The organism is Methylorubrum zatmanii (assembly GCF_014845115.1).
Lineage (GTDB): Bacteria > Pseudomonadota > Alphaproteobacteria > Rhizobiales > Beijerinckiaceae > Methylobacterium > Methylobacterium zatmanii.
Genome location: NZ_NKUI01000111.1, coordinates 1 through 20,582, shown reverse-complemented (window position 1 = coordinate 20,582; position 20,582 = coordinate 1). Strand labels below are relative to the sequence as shown.

Sequence of the window (20,582 nt, the reverse complement as noted above, 5' to 3'; positions counted from 1 at the left end):
CGAGCAGGTTCGGGTCGAGGTTGACCGTGCCGTAGCCGATGGCGCCGATCTCGAACTTGCCGAACTTCTTGGTCGCGGTCAGGTCGAGGTTGAACGCGTCCGAGATCTGCACCGGGCCGAAGAAGCCGGGGATGCCGTTGCGGCCGTCGAAGCGGCTCGGGGAGTCGTAGAAGTTGTAGGTCAGGTTGGCGGTCAGGTTCCAGCCGTCACCGGTGTAGCTGATCGCGCCGCCGACACGGTAGGTGTTGGAGGCCAGGATGTTCAGGCCGCCGCCGCGACCGGCGTTGAGCTCGTTGAGGTACGAACCGCCGAGGAGGCTGACGCCGATGTTGCCGCCGAGATCGAACGCCCAGATCGCGCCGACGAAGGTGCCGACGTTGATCGAGGTGTCACGGCCGCCGGCAGCGCGGCTGAAGGTGAACACGGTCGGGGGAGCCACGACGAACTCGAGGCGGCCGCCGAACGGCACGTAGGGGGTCGCCCACACCAGGATCGGGATGTTGACGGCGGTGTCGACCGAGGTGGCGTTCGGGCCATCCGGGCTGCGGTAGGTGAAGGTGTTGATGGCGTAGATGCCCTCGGGGAGGGGCGCGCCGACAGCCAGACCGACCTGCTCACCGGGGACGGTGGTCGTCTGCGCCTGGGCGACGGTCGTCGTCATTCCGGCCGTGAGCGCGATCGCGCCAGCGGCGAGCCAGTTCTTCATCATTTTTCTCGTTCCTTCCCAAGGATTTCAGGCGTCCGCCCCGTAGCTCCCGCACCCCCTTACAGGCCTCCTCGCTCCCCAGAGCGGGATGGCCGGGTCAGTGCCGGTGCCCCCTACGGCCGCACCTCAAGTCTCGACGTCGGGAACTATTCTACAGACCGCCCCTGAAAGACAGGGGATTGCCTTCAATCTCGGCAGTTCGGATCTCACCGTTGCTCAAAAGCCGCATTTTTGCTGCAGAGCAACCAAATCCTTAACGGGCCCTTAACGTGCATTAGCCTCAGCGGACAGGGTGCCCCGAGGCGCCGATCTGCGAAATATTACATTATGTTCAAGCCATTGGGCACCGCCCCGAACCGGGATCCTTCGGCAGATCCGGCCGGGGGATTGCGCAAGTGCAAACCCGGAAAACCGCCACGCGCCGGGCTGGCCGAACGGCCACACCCGCCCCATCGGAGGTGTCCGGATCGACCGGACGAAGCGAATCGATCCTCCGTTGGGGGCCGCCCGAGCGCCCCCGCCCCAGGGAAGGGCGGGGCAAGACCAAGTCGTGCGCCGCACCCTATTCGGCCGCCTGCCGTCCCCGCCCCGCCGCCCGGCGCGGCGCGGCCGCCTTCTTGGGGGCCGATGGGGCCGATGGGGCCGCCCCCTTCGCCGTCGCCTCAGCCGGCCCCTTGGCCGGCCCCTTGGCCGACGTCTTGGCCGGCTCCCGGCCGGAGGGGCGGCGGGCGAGCACCTCGCGCAGGAAGCGTCCGGTATGGCTCGCCGTGCTCGCGGCGATCTCCTCCGGGGTGCCCTGCGCCACCACGGTGCCGCCGCCATCGCCGCCCTCGGGGCCCATATCGATCACCCAATCGGCGGTCTTGATCACCTCCAGGTTGTGCTCGATCACCACCACGGTGTTGCCCTGGTCCACCAGTTCGTGGAGGACCTCCATCAGCTTGGCGACATCGTGGAAATGCAGGCCGGTGGTCGGCTCGTCGAGGATGTAGAGGGTGCGCCCCGTGGCGCGCTTCGACAGCTCCTTGGAGAGCTTCACCCGCTGCGCCTCACCGCCCGACAGCGTCGTCGCCTGCTGGCCGACACGGACGTAATGCAGGCCGACGCGGGCCAGCGTCTCCATCTTCTCCCGGATCGACGGGACCGCCTTGAACAGGTCGGCGGCCTCCTCGACGGTCATGTCGAGCACGTCGGCGATGGACTTGTTGCGGTAACGCACCTCCAGCGTCTCGCGGTCGTAGCGCTTGCCCTTGCACACATCGCAGGTGACGTAGACGTCGGGCAGGAAGTGCATCTCGATCTTGATGACGCCGTCGCCCGAGCAGGCCTCGCAGCGCCCGCCCTTCACGTTGAAGGAGAAGCGGCCGGCCTGGTAGCCGCGGGCCTTGGCCTCGGGCAGGCCGGCGAACCAGTCGCGGATCGGGGTGAAGGCGCCGGTATAGGTGGCCGGGTTCGAGCGCGGCGTGCGGCCGATCGGCGACTGGTCGATGTCGATGACCTTGTCGAGATGCTCCAGCCCCTCGATCGCCTCGAACGGGGCGGGATGTTCCAGGGCGCCATTGAGGCGCTTGGCCGCCGCCTTGTAGAGCGTGTCGATGACGAGGGTCGACTTGCCGCCGCCGGAGACGCCGGTGATGCAGGTGAAGGTGCCGAGCGGAATCTTCGCCGTCACGTCCTTGAGGTTGTTGCCCCGCGCGCCGACCACGGTGAGCATGCCGCGACCGGGGTCGCGCCGGACCTTGGGTGTGTGCACCGAGAGTTCGCCGGTCAGGTATTTGGCGGTGAGCGAGGCCGGATCCTTGAGAAGCTCCTGCGGCGTGCCCTGGGCGATGATCTGCCCACCATGGATGCCCGCCCCCGGCCCGACATCGACCACGTAGTCGGCCTGGAGGATCGCGTCCTCGTCATGCTCGACCACGATCACCGAATTGCCGAGGTCGCGCAGGCGCTTGAGCGTGCCGAGCAGGCGCTCGTTGTCGCGCTGGTGCAGGCCGATCGAGGGCTCGTCGAGTACGTAGAGCACGCCCGTGAGGCCCGAGCCGATCTGCGAGGCGAGCCGGATGCGCTGGCTCTCGCCGCCGGAGAGCGAGCCCGAGCCGCGGGCGAGCGTCAGATATTCGAGGCCGACATCGACGAGGAAGGTCAGGCGGTCGCGGATTTCCTTGAGGATGCGGACGGCGATCTCGTTCTGCTTGTCCGTCAGCTTGGCGGAGATCTCCGAGAACCAGCGATGCGCCTCGCGCACGGACAGCGCGGTGACGTCGCCGATGTCCTGCCGGTCGATCTTGACCGCGAGCGCCTCGGGCTTGAGCCGCTTGCCGCCGCAGGCCGCGCAGGGGCTGGCGCTCATGAAGCGGCCGATCTCCTCGCGGGAGGAGTCGCTCTCGGTCTCCTTGTAGCGCCGCTCCAGGTTCGGGATCACGCCCTCGAACGGCTTGTTGACCGAGTAGGAGCGCAGGCCGTCGTTGTAGTCGAACCGCACCGGTTCCTTGCCCGTCCCGAACAGGATCACCTCGCGGGCCTGCGCCGGCAGCGCCGACCACGCGACCGTGGTCTTGAAACCGAAATGCTTGGCCAGGGCGTCGAGGGTCTGGTCGTAATAGGGCGAGGTCGATTTCGCCCAGGGCGCCACCGCGCCGCGCTTCAGGGTGAGGCTCGCATCGGAGATCACCAGTTCGGGATCGATCCGCATCTCGTGGCCGATGCCGCCGCAGGTCGGGCAGGCGCCGAAGGGATTGTTGAACGAGAACAGCCGCGGCTCGATCTCGGGGATGGTGAAGCCGGAGACGGGGCAGGCGAAGCGCGAGGAGAACGTGATCTTTTTGGGGGCCTCGCCCTCGGGCGTGTCGGCGAATTCGATGTCGGCGATGCCGTCGGCGAGATCGAGCGCGGTCTCGAACGAATCGGCCAGCCGCGAGGCGATGTCGTCGCGCACGACGATGCGGTCCACCACCACGTCGATGTCGTGCTTGAGCTTCTTGTCGAGCTTCGGCACGTCGTCGATCGGGTAATACTCGCCGTCGATGCGCAGGCGCTGAAACCCCTTCTTCTGGAACTCGGCGATCTCCTTGCGGTACTCTCCCTTGCGGCCGCGCACGACGGGCGCGAGCAGGTAGAGCCGGGTCTTCTCCGGTAATTCCAGCACCCGGTCGACCATCTGGCTGACGGTCTGGCTCTCGATCGGGAGGCCGGTGGCCGGCGAGTAGGGGATGCCGACCCGCGCCCACAGCAGGCGCATGTAATCGTAGATCTCGGTGACCGTGCCGACGGTGGAGCGCGGGTTCTTCGAGGTGGTCTTCTGCTCGATGGAGATGGCGGGCGAGAGCCCGTCGATCTGATCGACATCGGGCTTCGACATCATCTCCAGGAACTGGCGGGCATAGGCCGACAGCGATTCGACGTAGCGGCGCTGCCCTTCCGCGTAGATCGTGTCGAAGGCCAGCGAGGATTTTCCCGAGCCCGACAGGCCGGTGAACACCACGAACTTGTCGCGGGGGATCGTCAGGTCGACGTTCTTGAGATTGTGCTCGCGGGCGCCGCGCACCGAAATGACGCGGGTGTCCCGCGCGCCCTCACCGGAGGAGCCGGCCGCGTCGAACAGGGCGGAGAGCCGTGCGTCGGTCCTGTCCTCGGTGGTGGCCGCATTCTCGGCTTTGCGGGCTTTGGCTTTGGCCATGGGGTGAGAATCTCTGCGACGATCCGGGCGGCCCGCCGTGGCGCCCCTGACAGGGTCGGGCAACGGGCCTGCCGCGCGCGGTGAACACGATCCGGAAGCGGAGATGGTTCCCGGGCAGCCTGGAAACCACTAGAACGGAACGGGTACGACGGCAATGCCGCCGTGACGCGGCATTCCTTGCCATGAAGGTCGCCGGAGTCCCGTCCTCCGGATCCACGAAGACGATGCCGGTCGGCTCCCGCCGCGGCGTATCGGCCGAGAGGAACACCAGCGGCTCCTCCAGCATCTTCGGCAGGGCGTGGATGGTGCGTCGGTCGAACAGCAGGAGTTGGCCGGGCCCGAACGCGGCCTCCTGTCCCGGATCGCCGATCCGGAAGGTGCCGCGGCCCGACAGGCAGCAGAGCACTTCGTCGCAGGTCTCCTGATAGTGCGGCGGGGTCGGGCGATACACCCGTACGCTCGCCGTTGCCCGGTCTGACGGATCGTGGAGGCCGAAACGGCCGCCTCCGGACAGACCGGAGGAGAGCCGCCGCTGCGGCAGATCGGGGGAGGGCATGCGCGGCTCCGGAAGCGGCTGTGTCTGAGCGGTTCAAGTCGTCCGGCGTCCTCGGGCTCTGCCCCGGAGGCTGTCGTCGGATGAACGTTGCGCGAGCGGCGGTTCGGGCCCGCGTCCCAGGTGGCGGGCGGTGGAGGCTTCCGCAGCCTCTTCCTTGAGAGGTAAATCTCAAGAATTCAGGGGTCGTGCTTCGATCGAATTTGCCGTGCATCTCGGCTTTGGCGCTGAAATGATGGCGCCTATGAGCAAATTTTACTCATTAACCACGGCACGAAATATTTGATTTACCACGCCCGCGAAGAGTCCTGGCAGCATTCCGCTCGGACCGCCCGTCATGCATCGTCCCGTTCTCCGTTCCGTCGCCTTGCCGTCTTCGTTGCGCGCCCGCATCGTCGCGGTCGCCCTGATCCCCTGTCTCGCCTTCGGTGCCGTTGCCGGCTTGGCGGTGACGGAGCGGGTGGGGCAGGGCCGTGCGATGGCGCGGATGGAGGACCTGGCCGGCCTGTCGGTCCGGATCGGCGCCTTCGTGCACGAGGCACAGCGCGAGCGGGGCGCCTCGAGCCTCTATCTCGGCTCGAAGGGGGCCCAGTTCGGGCCGGAACTCGCGGCGCAGCGGAGAGTGACGGATGCGGCGCGCGCCGCCCTCGTCACCGACCTCGATGCGGCCGAGGCGGGCGCGGCCGAGGCGTTCTCGCGCAAGGCAGCCGCCTTGCGCGCAGGCCTGGCCGGGATCGACCGCCATCGCGGCGCGGTCGATCGGCTGGAGACGGAGGTACCGGCCAACCTCGCCTTCTATTCCGGCGTCATCGCCGGCGCCCTCGGCACCGTGCGCGAGGTGGCGCAGATCGCCGCCGACCCGGCCATCGGCGCCCGCGTCTCGGCCCTGTCGGCCTTCCTCTCGCTCAAGGAATTCGCCGGCCTGGAGCGGGCGTCGGCCTCCGCCGTGTTCGCCGCCGGGGCTCTCGACCGTGCCGGCCTGCGCCGGCTCACCGGGCTCGCGGCGGATCAGGCGACCTTCGAAGGGTTGTTCCGGGCGGCGAGCCCGGCCGAGGACGTCGCGGCCCTCGAGGCGGTGAACGCCTCCGAGGCCGCCCGCGAGGTCGCCCGGATCCGCGGCATCGCCCTCGATACCGTCCCCGGCCAGACGCCCGCCTTCACCGATGCCAAGGGCTGGTTCCGCCTCGCCACGCAGCGCATCGACGGGCTGAAGACGATCGAGGACCGGCTGACCGCCGTGCTCGCGCGGGAGGCGGCGGCGGCACGCCTGCGGGCGGAGCGCACCGTGCTCCTGTGGGCCGGGGCCACCCTCGCCACCCTGCTGCTCTCGGTCGGCCTCGGCTCGGCGATCGCCCGCCCCCTGAGCCGGATGGCCCGGGCCCTGACGGCGATCGGGCGCGGGGAGACCCAGGTGGAGATCCCGGTGAAGGGGCCGGGGGAGCTGCGCGCCATCGCTCAAGCCGCGGTCGCCTTCCGCGACAGCGTGGCCGAGCGCGCCCGCATCCGCGCCGCCCAGGAGCGCGGCGCCGAGGAGGAGGCCGCCCGCCGCCACGCGGAGATGATGGCGGTGGCCGACGGCTTCGAGGCGCGGGTCGGGGGCATCGTCGAGGCGGTCTCGGCCGCCGCGGAGCAGCTGGAGGCCTCCGCCCGCGCGATGCGCGCGACCGCCGGGGAAGCCTCGTCCTTGAGCGCCTCGGCGGCCCAAGCCTCGGCCCTGGCGGCGCGCTCCTCCGACGGCATCGCCGCCGCCACGGAGGAATTGTCGGCCTCGATCCGCGAGATCGCCGCGCAGGTCGGCAGCTCGGCCGTGGCGGCGAGCGCCGCCGAGGAGGAGGCCGCCCGCACCGTCGCCGAGGTCGAGCGCCTCGCGGCGACGGCGGGCAGCATCGGCCGGATCGTCGGGCTGATCTCGGAGATCGCCGGACAGACCAACCTGCTGGCGCTCAATGCCACCATCGAGGCCGCCCGCGCCGGAGAGGCGGGCCGCGGCTTCGCCGTGGTCGCGGCGGAGGTGAAGGGTCTCGCCGCCCAGACCGCCCGGGCGACCGACGAGATCGCCGGGCGGATGGCGGAGATCGACGCCGCGACCGGCACCTCGGTCGCCGGCATCACCGGCATCGCCCGGACGATCCGCGACCTGTCGCGGATCTCGAACGACATCGCCGCCGCGGTCGAGCAGCAGGGCGCGGCCACCGCCGAGATCGCCCGCACCACCATCGAGACCTCGGCGGGCACGCGGCGCGCCTCCGACGACGTAGCGGGGGTGGCCCGCACCGCCGACGATGCCAGCACCGGCTCGGGCCAGGTGCTCGACGCGGCGAGCGAACTCGCCCGGCAGGCCGCGGCCCTGCGCCTGGAGGTCGGCGGCTTCCTCGCCCAGGTGCGGGCGGCGTGACGGGAACGCTGCGGGAGGAGCGCTCGCCCCGCCCGGGCTCAGCGCTTCTGAGCGATCATGAAGACGTTCGAGGGGGCGATCCGCTTCAGGAACGCCGTGCGGTGATAGCTGATGTTGAAGGCGAGCAGCCGGCTCACCGCCGCATCGAGCGCCACGTAGCCCCGGCGGGCATAGAGATGGCCCGGAAGGATCTTTTGCGCGATCTTCGCCATCGCGTTGGTCATGCACGGGGCCTCCCGCACGATGTCGAAGCCGATGCGGTCGAGCCGGTCGTGCAGCCAAGGCAGCGGCAGGCCGCGCTCGTTCTGCGTCAGGCCGTAGCGTTCCCTCGTCCAGTCGCCCATCGAGGTGATGGGCTCGCGGAAGACCAGGCATCCGCCCGGCTTGAGGATGCGGTGCGCCTCGGCCAGCACGTGCGAGACGTTGGGGATGTGGTGGAGCACGCCGAGGCTCACGAACAGGTCGGCACCGTCGTCGGGCAGCGGGATGTCGCCGGAGGGAAGCGGCTTGATGAAGCGCGCCGGGCGTCCCCCGATCCGGTCCGACCACCATTCCTCGGCGGGCTCGATCCCGATGAAGCGGTTCACCCGGTCGGCCAGCGGCGCCACGTCGTCGCCCGCCGCGCAGCCGAGCGCGACGCAGGTGTCGAAGCGGCGGTCGCGCAGACGGTCGAAGCCGTGGAAGGCGTTCAGCGCATCGTACTCGTAGCTGTAGGAGCCGGAGGCTTCGAGTTTGTAGACCTCGGTCGCGAGCCGGTAGAATCCCTGCTCCTCCTGCGCGTACCAGCGCGTGATCTCTTCCGGCGCGAGATCATCGCCGTAGAGAGCCGATCCGTCGAGATATTTGGCATCAACCGTCATGACTTGACCGATATCTTTGATAAAAGATCAGTTCATCCATGCCACGTGACCTGATGTCGCCGATGCCTCGACGGCGCAGAGTGGCGGCATCCTTGATAGGCACATCCCGGAACCTGCGCGAGGATTTTGCGGGATCATGGTTCCCGCAGCCATCCGGGTGGAGTACGGACCGATCCCCTGATCGGGGGCACGAAACCGTCCCCGACCCTTCATGGGCGCCGTCTCTCAGTGCCGTGCTTCGCCTTGCGCGGGCGCATCGCCCACGGCGCTGACCTCGTCGGCGATGCGCGGCTCGACCTTGAGGTTCTGGCGCAGGCTCTGGAGATGGTCGGTCACGACCAGCGTGCCGGGCTTGAGGCCCTTGAGCACGGCGGTGTTGTCGCCGTAGACGTCGCCGACCTCGATCGCGGTCATGTGGACGGTGCCCGCCTCGTCCACGGTCCAGACCACCTGCTGGTCGAGCTGGGCCGAGAGCGCGACCGTCGGCACCAGCAGGCGCTCCTGCCGGCCGACCTCGACGCGGGCGCGCACGAAGCGGCCGGGCAGGTAGCGCTCGTCCTCGTTGGCGAGCCAGGCCTGGATCAGGCGGCGGCCGGTGCGGGGATCGAAGCGGTTGTCGAGCCGGTAGATCGTCGCCTCGCGCACGGGCTCGCGCTGCACATCGAGGAGCTGCACCTTGGCGCGCCCCTCCGCCAGGGCGGCCCGCACGGCCTCCGCATCCTCGGAGGAGAGCGCCATCTGCACGTCGATCGGGTTCACCTGGACCACCGAGACGAGGTTGGTCTGGTTCTCGATCACCATGTCGCCGGTATTGGCCAGGGACAGGCTGGAGCGCCCGTCGAAGGGCGCGCGGATCAGGGCGTATTCGAGGTTCAGCCGCTCGCGGGCGATGGCGGCCTCCGCCTCGTTGAGCTTGGCGGTGGCCGTGGCGAGGTTCGACTGATTCTGCTGGGCGCGCTGCTCGGTGGCGAAGCCCTTGTCGGCGAGCTGCTCGGTGCGGTTCACCTCGGCCTGGGCGAAATCGAGGGTGGCCTTGGCCTGGTCGCGCAGGGCCTGCGCCGATTTCAGGGCGACCTCGAACGGGCGGGGGTCGATGCGGAACAGCACCTGGCCCTTCTTCACATGGCCGCCGGGCTCGAACGGGCGCTCCACCACGAAGCCGGTCACCCGCGCCTGCAGGGCCGCATCGCGGGGGGAGATGATCGTGCCGGTATATTCGAAGGCCACCGGCACCTCCTGGCGGCTCACCCGCACCGCCTTCACCGCGAGGCGCGGCTCCTCCCGGGCGCGCTTGGTCTCGGCCCGGCTCGGCAGCTTGAGGTGATGGGCCAGAAAGCCCGGAATCGGGCGGCCGGCGCCCCACCACGCGCCGCCGGCGAGCCCGAGCGAGCCGATGACGAGACCGGTGATGACGAAGCCGACGCCTGACCGCACGAGATCCGCTCTCCCGAGCTTGCTGGATGGCGGCCGGGCATCGTCCCGGGGCCCCGGCCCGACAGGGAACACGCCCGGAACCAAGACGTTGCACGCGGACTCCGCACCGCGGCGCTGAATTTTTGGAGACGGTCCCCGGATGTTCGCCACGTTCGTCGACCGGCCGATCCTCGCGGGCGTGATCTCCGTCATCATCACGACCATCGGCCTCGTCGCCGGGCTGACCCTGCCGGTGGCGCAATATCCCGAGATCGCGCCGCCGGTGATCAACGTGCAGGCGACCTATCCCGGCGCCTCCGCCCAGCAGGCCTACGAATCGATCGCGATCCCGCTGGAGCAGGAGATCAACGGAGCCCCCAACCTCATCTACATCCAGTCGACCTCCTCGACCGACGGCAGCGTCTCGATCGACGCGACCTTCGAGGTCGGCTCGAACCTCGATGCCGCCGCCGCGGAGGTGCTGACCCGGTCGAGCCGGGCCGAGGCCAAGCTGCCGGAGGCGGTGCGCGCGCAGGGGCTGGAGATCCAGAAATCCTCGCGCCAGCGGCTCGGCAATGTCGTGCTCTACGCCGACGAGGGCACCGGCTTCGACGAGTTGTTCCTGGCGAATTACGCCGAGACCCAGGTCATCAAGCCCCTGCGCCGGGTCACCGGCATGGGCCGCATCGTGAACTTCTCCAACATGCGCTACGCCATGCGCATCTGGCTCGACCCGGCCAAGATGGAGGCGCTGTCGCTGGCCACCGAGACGGTGCTGCAGGCGATCCAGGCGCAGAACGCGCAAGTGACCACCGGGTCGCTCGGCAAGCTGCCGATGGGCCGGGCGACGCCGTTCGAGCTGCAGCTCGTCACCAAGGGCCGGCTGATGAAGCCGGAGGAGTTCGGCAACATCGTCCTGCGGGCCGATCCCGACGGATCGGTGGTGCGCGTCTCCGACGTCGCCCGCGTGGAACTGGGCTCCGAGCAATACGGCGTCACCTCGAATTTCGACGGCAAATCCTCGGCGACGCTCGGCATCTTCCAGAACCCGGACGCCAACGCGGTCGAGGTGATGAACGGGACGCGGGACACCATGGCGGATCTCGCCAAGCGCTTCCCCCCCGGCCTGCATTACCGGATCGCCCTCGATTCCACCGAGTTCGTGAAGGAGGCGATCTACGAGGTGGTGCGCACCCTGTTCGAGGCGATCCTGATCGTCACGGTCGTCACCTATCTCTTCCTGCAGAACTGGCGCGCCACCCTGATCCCGACCGTCGCGGTGCCGATCGCCCTGATCGGCACCTTCGGGCCGATGGCGCTCCTGGGCTTCTCCTTCAACACGCTGAGCCTGCTCGGCCTCGTGCTCGCGGTCGGCCTCGTGGTAGACGACGCGATCATCGTCGTGGAGAACACCGAGCGGCTGATGGCCGAGGGCATGGAGCCGAAACCCGCCGCCCGCGAGGCGGTCAACGAGATCGGCGGCCCCGTCATCGCCACGACCCTGGTGCTCGCCGCCCTGTTCGTTCCGGTGGCCTTCATCCCCGGCCTGACCGGCCAGCTCTACAACCAGTTCGCCCTGACCATCGCCATCTCGGTGCTGATCTCGGCCGTCGTCTCGCTCACCCTGACCCCGGCCCTGTGCGGCCTGCTGCTGCGGCCGCACACCCATCGCAAGGCGCGCTGGTGGCGCAGGCCCCTGGACTGGTTCAACCTCGCCCTGGAGCGCTCGGCCGGCTTCGTCGCCCGCGCCATCGGCGGCTTTGCCCGCCACCTCGTCCCGACGCTGGCCGTCTTCGTCCTGTTCGCCGGCGCCACCGTGCTGCTGCTGATGCAGCGTCCCACCGCCTTCGTGCCGGAGGAGGACCAGGGCTATCTCTATGCCGAGGTGGCGATGCCGCTCGGCGCCTCGGTGCAGCGCACGGAGGCGATGAACGCCCGTTTCGGTGCGGCCCTGCGCGCCCGCGACGACGTCGATCACACCATCGGGGTCAGCGGGCGCAGCTTCCTCGCCGACACCGTCGCCCCGTTCTACGGCTTCAACATCCCGGTGATGAAGCCCTGGGACGCGCGCAAGACCACGGTCGACGACCTGATCCGGGACATGGAGGAACGCTTCCGGCACGATCCCGACGGGCAGGTGCGCATCGCCAACCCCTCGCCGCTGCCGGGGCTCGGCTCCCGCGGCGGGCTGACGCTGGAGATCCAGGACCGCTCCGGCAATGGCGGCCTCGGGCTGGCGCGGACGGCCAGCGACTTCATCGAGAAGGTCAGGGCGCTGCCGGGCGTGGCCTCCGCGACCCCGACCACCGATTGGGGCGTGCCGCAGATCCGCCTCGACATCGACCGGGCCAAGGCCGAGCAGCTCGGCGTGCCCCTGGCCCGGCTGTTCGAGGCGCTCGGCACCTATGTCGGGTCGAGCTTCGTCAACCTCTTCAACCGTTTCGGCTTCGTCTACCAGGTCTATGTCCAGAGCGACGAGAGCGGGCGGCGCCTGTTCCAGGATCTGGAGGCGCTCACCGTCCTCAACGGGCAAGGCGAACCGGTGCGCCTCGGCTCCCTGGTGCAGGCCAAGTTCACCACCGGGCCGACGGCGGTCCTATCCTACAACACCTATCCGGCGATCGAGGTGGCGGTGACCGTCGAGGCCAGTTCCAGCTCCGGCACCGTGATCGAGGCCGTCGAGCGGCTGGCGGGGGAGTTGCCGCGCACCTTCTCCATCGAGTGGACCGAGGTCGCCTATCAGGAGAAGATCGCCGGCAACATCGCGCCGCTGATCTTCGGGCTGGGCGTGTTCATGATCTTCTGCTTCCTCGCCGGGCAGTACGAGAGCCTGCGCCTGCCGCTGGTGATCCTGCTCGCGACCCCGCTCGCCATCTTCGGCGCGGTCGGGTTCCTGGCCCTGCGCGCCATGCCCCTCGACGTGTTCGGACAGATCGGCCTGCTGCTCCTCGTCGGCTTGGCCGCCAAGAACGCGATCCTGCTCGTCTCCTTCGCCGAGGACCTGCGCCGCCAGGGCGAGGATGCCCTGGAAGCGGCCAAGCACGCCACGCGGATGCGCATGCGCCCGATCCTGATGACCTCCTTCGCCTTCATCCTCGGCTCGGTGCCGCTCGCCATCGCCAGCGGGGCGGGGGCGAATGCCAGGCTCTCCATGGGGACGGTGGTGATCGGCGGCCTCTTGGTGGCCACGCTCCTGACCCTGTTCGTCACCCCGGTCTTCTACGTCGCCGCCGAGCGGCTGCGGGGCGAGGAGGCGAAGGAGGGCAGGGGGGCGGTCCCGGCGGAGTAGGGCCCGTCCCGGATGCGGTGTCCGGCCCCAGGACGGATGGAAGCCGCCGCTCCCGCTTCCGTGATCGAGCCACCCGCTTTCGAGCATCGCCGAAACTGGATTGTGCGCTAGCTGGTTCGTCGGCCAACTTGGCCGCGCACAACCAGATTTTGCGTGAGGAAACGCCCTATGCTCAAGCTCATCGTGCCTGCCGCGGCCCTCCTGACCGCATCGGCCCTGCCCGCCCTGGCGCTGGACGTGACGAAGACCGCGACGATCCCCGCCTCGCCCGAAGCCGTGTGGAAGACCATCGGCAGCTTCTGCGACATCCAGAACTGGCACCCGGCCGTCGAGAAATGCGTGCTGGCCGAGGGCGGCAAGCCGCAGCGCACCCTCAGCCTCAAGGGCGGCGGCACCCTCGTCGAGGAGCAGAAGGCCCGCGACGAGGGCGGGATGAGCTACACCTACACGATCCTCGACGGCCCGCTTCCGGTCGCCAACTACGTCTCGACGCTGACGGTGACTAAGGAGGGCAGCGGCGCCCAGGCCGGTTCCAAGGTGACGTGGCGCGGCAGCTTCGAGGCCAAGGGAGCCCCCGACGCCAAGGCGCAGGAGGTGATCGGCGGCATCTACGAGGCCGGCCTGAAGGGCATTGCCGAGAAGACGCGCTAACAGGGGCCGGGCGTTCGAGGGGCAGCCGGTGCCTATCCCGCCAGCCGCTCCCATGCCGTCCGGGCGAGTGCTGGGGACAGGGGCTTCGGCGCGAAGCCGGTACCGGGGGGCAGCTCGCCAGGAGCGGGGACGGGGCCGGCGGAGAGCGCGATGACCGGCAGATCCGGCCAACGCCGGACCAGGGCACGGGCCAGGGCGAAGCGGCCCTCCGGCCCGGGCAAGTCGGCATCGGCGATCACGAGGCCGATCACGGCGCTGCGCCCGATCTGGCGCTCGATCTGGCGGATCGCGGTGGGCGCGTTCCAGGCCTCCAGCACCTCGAAGCCCGTCTCCGCCAGCAGGTCCGCCATCTCGATGCGCAGGGTCGCCTCGCCCTCGACCACCAGGGCCAGGGGGCGCGAACCGGATGTCCCGCCGGATCCTGCATCGTGGCGCGGATCGGGGGGAGGAGCGGGCTGATCCATCGGAGTCCTCTGGCGGCTTCCTCCCATCAAGCGGCGAAACGGCGGTTCGTCCCCGCCGGATCGTTCACTCTTTTTCGAGCAGCCCGGACAAAGGCGCCCTGATTCGGCAGGTGACGCCCTCGGGGGCGTAGGTCGTGCAGGTCTCGCCGCCGACCGCGCCGGAGAGCCCGCGCTCGATCAGGCGCGACCCGAACCCTTTTCGCGAGGGAGGGACCACCGGGGGACCGCCGCTCTCGCTCCAGGTCATGGTCACGATCGGCCCCGCTCCCCGCAGGCTCCCCTCCGCGTCGCCCGGCGACACCGCCCAATCGAATTCGACGCGTCCGCCCGGCACCGAGAAGGCGCCGTACTTGGCGGCGTTGGTGGCGAGTTCGTGGATCATCAGCGCCAGGGACAGCGCCGCCTTCGGCCCCACCTCGATGGGCGGGCCCTGCAGGCGGATCCGGCCGGCCTCGCCGTCGTCGTGGATCGCCAGCGCCCCCGCGATCACCGCCTCCAGGCCCGCGCCCTCGCCTTCGCCCGAGAGCAGGATGTCGTGCGCCTTGCCCAGCGCCACGAGCCGGGCCACCAACGCCTCCTTGACCGCGGCGATGTCGGTGACGTTGCGCAGGGTCTGCGAGGCGATGGCCTGGGCCATGGTCAGGGTGTTCTTGAGGCGGTGACTCAACTCTCGGTTGAGGAAGCGCTGCTGCTCCTCCGCCTGGATCCGGGTCAGCGTGGCCGAGACCCGCCCGGCCACCTCGCGCACGAAATCGATCTCGCCCGCGCCCCAAACCCGGGGCTCGGCGGCGTGGACGGAGACGAAGCCGGCCAGCTCGCCCCGCCGCAGCAGGGGCACCTTGATCAGGGCGCGGGTGGCGGCCTCCGCATAGGCGGCGGCATCCGGGGCGAGACCGGGATCGGCGGCGATGTCGGCCACCGCGAGGATCTCGCCGCGGCGCAGCCGCGCCGCCGTGGCCGGAAACGCGGCGAGGGAAGCGAGCCCCGCGAGGCGCGGGGCCCCCTCCGGGTCACCGCGCCCGCCCCCTGGACGGTCCGTGCCCGCATCGGCCGCCGCGTAGCCCGCCCGGGACAGGCCGAGGGTCCGCCTCAGGATCCCGGCGGCGATGCCGGAGAGTTCCCCGGGGGCGCTGGCGTCGCGCAGCCGGTCGCCGAGTTCGATCAGCGCCGCCTGCCGCGCCTCGACCGCCTTCTCCTCGGTGATGTCCTCGATCATCGCCGTGGTCTGGATCTCCTCACCCCGCACCTGCGAGACGAGGTTGACCCGGCCCCAGATCAGGCGCCCGTCCTTGCGGCGATAGCGCTTCTCCAGGGTCTCGCGCACGATCTCGCCGGCGGCGAGCCGGCGATGCAGCCGGTCGCGCTCCTCCGCATCTTCCTCCGGCGTCCATTTGGCGATGGAATGCCCGACGATGTCGGCTTCCTCCGCCCCCCAGATCGCGCAGAGCTTCGGATTGGCCTCGAGCGCGATCAGGGTGCGCGGATCGATCTGCACGATGCCGACATTGGCGCCCTCGACCACCGCCCGGAGCTGGGCGGAGACGCGGTTGCGCTCGGTCAGATCGAGCATGGCGCCGATCATGCGCGAGGGGGTGCCGTCGGCCCCGCGCACCACCGAGCCCCGGTCGAGCACGTCGGCATAGGAGCCGTCGGCCCGCCGGAAGCGGTATTCGTGGCGCCAATCCCGTTCATCCCCGCCGATGACCCGGCCGATATCCGCCTCGACCCGGTCCCGGTCGTCGGGATGGATGCGGTCGAGCCACCAGCCGCCGGTCGGCTCGACCGCCTCCGGCGCCCAGCCATAGGCGGCGAAGAGGGCCTCGTTCCACAGCACGTGGTCGGCCACGAGATCCCAGTCCCAGATCGCGTCGGTGGTGGCGCGGGCGGCGAGGCGGTAGCGCTCCTCGGTGGCGGCGACGGCGGCCTGCGCCGCGCGCTCGGCGGTGACGTCGCGCACCGTGCCGACGAGGCGCAGCGGCCGGCGGGCTTCGACGACGAGGGTGCCGCGGGCGGCGATCCAGGTGCACACCGCGCCGTCCTCCGTCAGCACCCGGTAGGTGCAGTCGAACAGGCCCGGCCCCGCCGGGTCGAGGGCCGCCTGCACGGCGGCATCGGTGCGGGCCCGGTCCTCGGGGTGGAGGCGGGCGAGGAAGGTTTCCGCATAACTCACGGCCTCGCCCGGCCCGACGCCGAACAGGGCGCGGGTCCGCCCGTCCCAGGTGAGGGTGCCCGTCACGAGGTCGTAGTCGAAGATGCCCGCCCCGGCCGCCTCGACGGCGAGCCGCAGGCGCAACTCGCTGTCGGCCAGGGCCGCGGCCTCGATCTTTCGCTCGGCGATGCCCCGGCGCAGCTCGAGCTGAGTCATCACCGTGCGCGCCAGCGCCTGGAGGCTCGTCACCTGCGCATCGCTCAATCCTTCCGGCCGGGGCACGGTGTCGAGCACGCACAGGGCGCCGAACGCCACGCCCTCGGGCGTCACCAGGGGCGCCCCGGCATAGAAGCGCATCCCCGGCGCGCCCGTGACCAGCGGGTTGGCGCGGGTGCGCGGATCGGCGGCGAGATCGGGGATGACGAGGACCTCGCGGCCGGCCGCCGTGAACCTGCAAACCGAGCGGTCGAGTCCGGTCTCGCGGGGCGCGAAGCCGAGCCGCGCCTTGAACCATTGCCGGTCGCCGTCCAGCAGGCTGACGAGGGCGACCGGCGCGGCGCAGAGCTGCACGGCCAGGGCGACCGCATCGTCGAAGGCGCATTCCGGGGGCGTGTCGAGGATGGCGTAGCGGGCCAGGGCCGCCAGCCGCCCGGCCTCATCGGATGTCGCGGGATCGTCGGGCGGTCGGCTCATGAACGGGACCGGCACACCGAAGGGTCGAGGCGGCCCTCACCGCCGGCCACCTGCGATGGCCGGCCGTCCGCATGGTGGCGATGGTGCATCGGTGACGTGTCCTGCACAAGACGCCTGCCGGAAACGCGGTGCCTGCCGGGAGAAGACGCGAGGCGATCGATCGATCTCAGGAGAATGCCTAGAATGCTCTCACCCGCAGGGGAAGCCAGCCGCGCGGCCGGACCGGTCTCCATGTCGGCCGGGGGCGCTCTGCGGCACCCCCTTTCGGGACGATGCGCTAATCGGGCGGCTGGAGCGCGATGAGCCGCCCGCTCGGGCTGTAGACCGCGCCGAGCACGGTCTCGTAATGGCGCTTCACGCTGGCATGGCACTCGCAGGCGACCTCCTCGATCACCGTCCGGTTGAGGATCGTGATGCGCCCGCGCCCGACCTCGATCAGGCCCTGTTGCTGGAGCATCCGCAGGATGCGGGTCAGGTAGGTGCGCTGCACCCCGAGCATCCCGGCCAGGGATTCCTGGGTGATCGGCAGCACGTCGCTGTCGAGCCGGTCCTGAAGGGTCAGGAGCCAGCGCAGGCAGCGCTCCTCGATCGGGTGCAGGGCATTGCACGCCACCGATTGCAGCACCTGCGCCAGCAGACAGTCGGAGTAGCGGGTGAACAGGTTGCGCAGGGTTTCCGACCGGCGCTTGGCCTCCTGCAGCCGCACCGATTCCATCCGCAGCACCGGGCCGGCGATCTGGATGAGGGCATGGGTCGAGGCGGGCAGGCCGCCATGGCTGACCACGCCCCCGACCGCGCCCTCACGTCCGATCGTGGCGGTCTCGGCGCTGCGCCCGTCGATCATCGAGATCACCAGGGTGACCACGGTCTGTGCCAGGGGGAAGGTGATGAAGTCCACCTCGCTGCCCGCAGCGAACAGCGTCTCCCCGCGCTGATACTCGACCCGCTCCATGTCGGGCAGGAGCAGGCCGCGATCCGCGGGGCTCAGGCAGTTCAGGAGCAGATTGCCTTCGCAGCAGCGCTCAAGGGCCGAAGGCATGGGAAAACTCGAAGTCCGTCGTGTCGTGGGGCGGCCTCCTAGCGCAACACCCGTCGCATAGTCTGTCTATAAGTAGACAGACCTACCTCCGGACACAAAAGTTTCCCATCCCGGCCGTTCCATCCGCTCCCGCGCGAGAGCCGGGCAGAGGGTCACGGCCGCAAGGGACGGATGCGCAGGACGGTATCCTTCTCACATCTACTTGTCCGTGCACAATCCCTGGCTCGACAATCGGCGATGCTCGCGCGGATCGCAATCGGTGGCGAGGAACGAGGCCCACTCGGTCGGGCTGCCGTAGAAGGCGTTGCGGTCCACGTCGCCGCGCACGCCGGGGACGCGCCCGGTCGAGGTGAACTGCCAGAGCATCCATTTGCGGTTGGAGAAGCGCTGCTCGGGCTCGGCGGCGGTGGAGCGGACCCAGTGGGGATAATCCGGCAGCTCGTTCTCCAGCACGTCCTTGTGGAAGGTGATGTCGGTGTAGATGATCGGCCGCTTGCCCGTGTAGCGCTCCATCTCGTCGAGCATGTAGCGGATCATCGCCAGGGCCTGGGGCTTGGGCAGCTTCCTCGGGCACTTGGCCGAATGGCCGTTCCATTCCACGTCGAGCACCGGGGGCAGGGCGGTCGGATCGTTCGGCACGTTGCGCTTGAACCACGCCATCTGGTCCTCGGCCGAGCGGCACCAGAACACGAAATGGTAGGCGCCCCGCGGCACGCCGGCCCGGCCCGCGCCGTCCCAGTTCTCGCGGAAGCGCTCGTCGACATGGTCACCGCCCTCCGTCGCCTTGATATAGGCGAACTGGGTGCCGGCGCCCTTGACCGAGGCCCAATCGATCGGCCCCTGCCATTTCGAGATGTCGATGCCCTGGATCGGGTGGCTCTTGGCCCGGGCCACGCCGGGATGGGGCTTGGCGTCCCCCTTGGTCGGATAGAAATCGCGCTGCGAGGCGCAGGCCGCGAGGCCGGAGAGCAGGAGGGCGGCCAGACCGCGCTTGAGCCATCCGCGGGATGCCGGCGAGGGAGCCCGTGCGAGGCTCGAGGTAATCCCGGTGTCCAGCGACATCGATGGCCCGCCACTTCTCGCGTGCGACTTCAATGGGTATTCGATGCCTGTTGCCCGGTTAACAGAACTTTGCTGGCATTGCGGCGGATTTCCGGAAGGCGTTGCGCCGCAGGCACATGGAGACTCCCGATGCGGCCCGGCGGCCGCGTGGTGCCTCTCCAAGCGTTTGCCGGTTCTGGATTTTTCTCGAGACAGCGATGCACAAGACTCTGTTTACCATCGGCTACGAAGGCCTGACGCCGGAGCGCCTGCACGCGGCCCTCCGGGAAGCCGGCGTGGCCGTGCTCGCCGACGTGCGGGCGGTGGCCAATTCGCGCAAGCGCGGTTTCTCGAAGAACACCCTGAAGGCAGGCCTCGCGGAGGCCGGCCTCGGCTACGAGCATTTCCGCTCCCTCGGCACCCCGAAATCCGGCCGCGAGGCGGCCCGCGCCGACGATGCCGGGCTGATGCGCCGGATCTATTGCGAGGAGGTGCTCGACACCGCCGATGGCGGCCTCGCCCTCGACGCCCTGGCCGAGCTCGCCGGCCGCACCCCGCTCTGCCTGCTCTGCTTCGAGCGCGACCCGGCCCGCTGCCACCGCCGGGTGCTCGCCGAGCGCTTGGCCCCGCGGGGCTTCGACACCGTCGATCTCTTCGGCGATTCCTTCGGACTTTGACGGGCGCGCCTCGTCGGCGCGTCCCCTGGGTTCCCTCAAAAGGTCAGCGCATGAGGGTCGGGGCGCCGAGGCGGGGCAGCACCCCCTCGCGCATCACCGCCCGCCGCAGGGGCGGGATCGCCGTGAGCGCCATCAGGCCGAGCCCCCGCAGGGCATCGACCGGCAGGAGATCGGTGAGCAGCGAGCGGTTGAGCATGTCGACCGCCGCCCCCCGCAGGCGCGCATCCATGCCCCGCGTCCGGCCGAAGCCCGCCAGCGAGGCGGGGGCGCCCGGATCCCGGTTCGCCTCCCGGGCGGAGAACACCGCGTCCCGCAGGGCCGCCGCGTCCCGCAGGCCGAGATTCAGGCCCTGCGCCCCGATCGGCGGGAAGACGTGGGCGGCCTCGCCGATCAGGGCGAGGCGCGGGGCCACGGGGCGCGCCACCGAGAGGCCGCGCATCGGCACCAGCCCGCGGGGGCCGTCGATCCGCATGCTCCCCAGCATCGAGCGGGCCTGATGCTCCACCGCCGCCGCGAGAGCCCGGTCGTCGAGGCCCGAGAGGCGTTTGGCCGCCGGCTCCGCCGTGACCCAGACGAGGCTGGAGCGGTGGCCGCCGGGCAGGGGCACCAGGGTGAAGGGGCCGGTGCGAGTGTGGAACTCGGTGGAGATGTCCCGGTGGGGCCGCTCATGGGCGAGCAATGTGGTGAGCGCCGCCTGCGGGTAGGACCATGTGCGGGTCTGCAGGCCCGCCGCCGTCCGCAGCGGCGAGCGCCCGCCATCGGCCCCGACGACGAGCTGCGCCTCCAGGCTGCGCCCGTCCTCCAGATCCAGCAGGGCGGCCTCGCTCCCGTGACGCAGGCCGGCCGAATCCGCCTCGAACAGGGTCAACCCCGGCGTGGTGCGGGCGTGGGCGCGCAGGGTCGTGGCGAGGCGGGTGTTCTCGACGTTCCAGCCGAAGGCCTCGAGGCCGATCTCCGCCGCCGAGAAACGGGCCGG

Annotated in this window: 13 protein-coding genes and 1 pseudogene; 4 read left to right on the top strand and 10 right to left on the bottom strand. The window is 70.2% G+C overall.

The window, feature by feature from the left end; genetic code table 11:
* The 3 genes and pseudogenes from MZTS_RS14345 to MZTS_RS14335 form a co-directional block, all read right to left on the bottom strand.
* On the bottom strand, positions 1 to 709 hold a 709-nt coding region (locus MZTS_RS14345; RefSeq protein ID WP_192284355.1), incomplete at its 3' end, for a transporter family protein.
* A gap of 559 nt (positions 710 to 1,268) precedes the next feature.
* Complete coding sequence (gene uvrA, locus MZTS_RS14340; protein WP_192284354.1) at positions 1,269 to 4,382, bottom strand: excinuclease ABC subunit UvrA; 3,114 nt, start codon at positions 4,380 to 4,382, stop codon at positions 1,269 to 1,271.
* A 169-nt stretch (positions 4,383 to 4,551) separates the two neighbouring features.
* A pseudogene (locus tag MZTS_RS14335) lies at positions 4,552 to 4,938 on the bottom strand (cupin domain-containing protein); the annotation flags it as partial.
* A gap of 334 nt (positions 4,939 to 5,272) precedes the next feature.
* On the opposite strand from MZTS_RS14335, the gene MZTS_RS14330 reads away from it, so the two are divergent.
* Positions 5,273 to 7,330: a methyl-accepting chemotaxis protein gene (locus MZTS_RS14330; protein WP_192284353.1), complete on the top strand. Its 2,058-nt coding sequence runs from the start codon at positions 5,273 to 5,275 to the stop codon at positions 7,328 to 7,330.
* 38 nt (positions 7,331 to 7,368) lie between these two features.
* Here MZTS_RS14330 and MZTS_RS14325 read toward each other — a convergent pair whose 3' ends face one another.
* The gene (locus MZTS_RS14325) at positions 7,369 to 8,190 is read right to left on the bottom strand and encodes a class I SAM-dependent methyltransferase (RefSeq protein ID WP_192284352.1); all 822 of its coding nucleotides are present in this window, start codon (positions 8,188 to 8,190) and stop codon (positions 7,369 to 7,371) included.
* A 225-nt stretch (positions 8,191 to 8,415) separates the two neighbouring features.
* Positions 8,416 to 9,624 carry an efflux RND transporter periplasmic adaptor subunit gene (locus MZTS_RS14320; RefSeq protein WP_192284351.1) on the bottom strand — a complete coding sequence of 403 codons (1,209 nt, stop codon included), beginning with the start codon at positions 9,622 to 9,624 and terminating at the stop codon, positions 8,416 to 8,418.
* Positions 9,625 to 9,763: 139 nt separating this feature from the next.
* On the opposite strand from MZTS_RS14320, the gene MZTS_RS14315 reads away from it, so the two are divergent.
* Positions 9,764 to 12,892: an efflux RND transporter permease subunit gene (locus MZTS_RS14315; protein ID WP_192284350.1), complete on the top strand. Its 3,129-nt coding sequence runs from the start codon at positions 9,764 to 9,766 to the stop codon at positions 12,890 to 12,892.
* Positions 12,893 to 13,060: 168 nt separating this feature from the next.
* Positions 13,061 to 13,543 carry an SRPBCC family protein gene (locus tag MZTS_RS14310; RefSeq protein ID WP_192284349.1) on the top strand — a complete coding sequence of 161 codons (483 nt, stop codon included), beginning with the start codon at positions 13,061 to 13,063 and terminating at the stop codon, positions 13,541 to 13,543.
* A gap of 32 nt (positions 13,544 to 13,575) precedes the next feature.
* Here MZTS_RS14310 and MZTS_RS14305 read toward each other — a convergent pair whose 3' ends face one another.
* The 4 genes from MZTS_RS14305 to MZTS_RS14290 form a co-directional block, all read right to left on the bottom strand.
* A complete protein-coding gene (locus MZTS_RS14305) occupies positions 13,576 to 14,007 on the bottom strand; it encodes a response regulator (RefSeq protein ID WP_192284348.1) in 432 nt (143 codons plus the stop codon).
* Between the two features lie 64 nt (positions 14,008 to 14,071).
* On the bottom strand, positions 14,072 to 16,849 hold the full coding sequence (locus tag MZTS_RS14300) for a PAS domain-containing protein (protein ID WP_192284347.1): 2,778 nt from the start codon (positions 16,847 to 16,849) through the stop codon (positions 14,072 to 14,074).
* A gap of 277 nt (positions 16,850 to 17,126) precedes the next feature.
* Positions 17,127 to 17,888 carry a Crp/Fnr family transcriptional regulator gene (locus tag MZTS_RS14295; protein WP_192284346.1) on the bottom strand — a complete coding sequence of 254 codons (762 nt, stop codon included), beginning with the start codon at positions 17,886 to 17,888 and terminating at the stop codon, positions 17,127 to 17,129.
* A gap of 198 nt (positions 17,889 to 18,086) precedes the next feature.
* Positions 18,087 to 18,950, bottom strand: coding sequence for a glycoside hydrolase family 25 protein (locus tag MZTS_RS14290; protein ID WP_192284345.1), 864 nt, complete (start codon positions 18,948 to 18,950; stop codon positions 18,087 to 18,089).
* 197 nt (positions 18,951 to 19,147) lie between these two features.
* Here MZTS_RS14290 and MZTS_RS14285 point away from each other — a divergent pair, with 197 nt between their 5' ends.
* Positions 19,148 to 19,606 (top strand): DUF488 domain-containing protein, encoded by a 459-nt coding sequence (locus tag MZTS_RS14285; protein ID WP_192284344.1) that lies wholly within the window; start codon positions 19,148 to 19,150, stop codon positions 19,604 to 19,606.
* 43 nt (positions 19,607 to 19,649) lie between these two features.
* Here the strand turns inward: MZTS_RS14285 and MZTS_RS14280 are convergent.
* Positions 19,650 to 20,582 (bottom strand): FAD-dependent monooxygenase (locus MZTS_RS14280; RefSeq protein ID WP_192284343.1); only part of this gene is annotated, 933 nt, incomplete at its 5' end.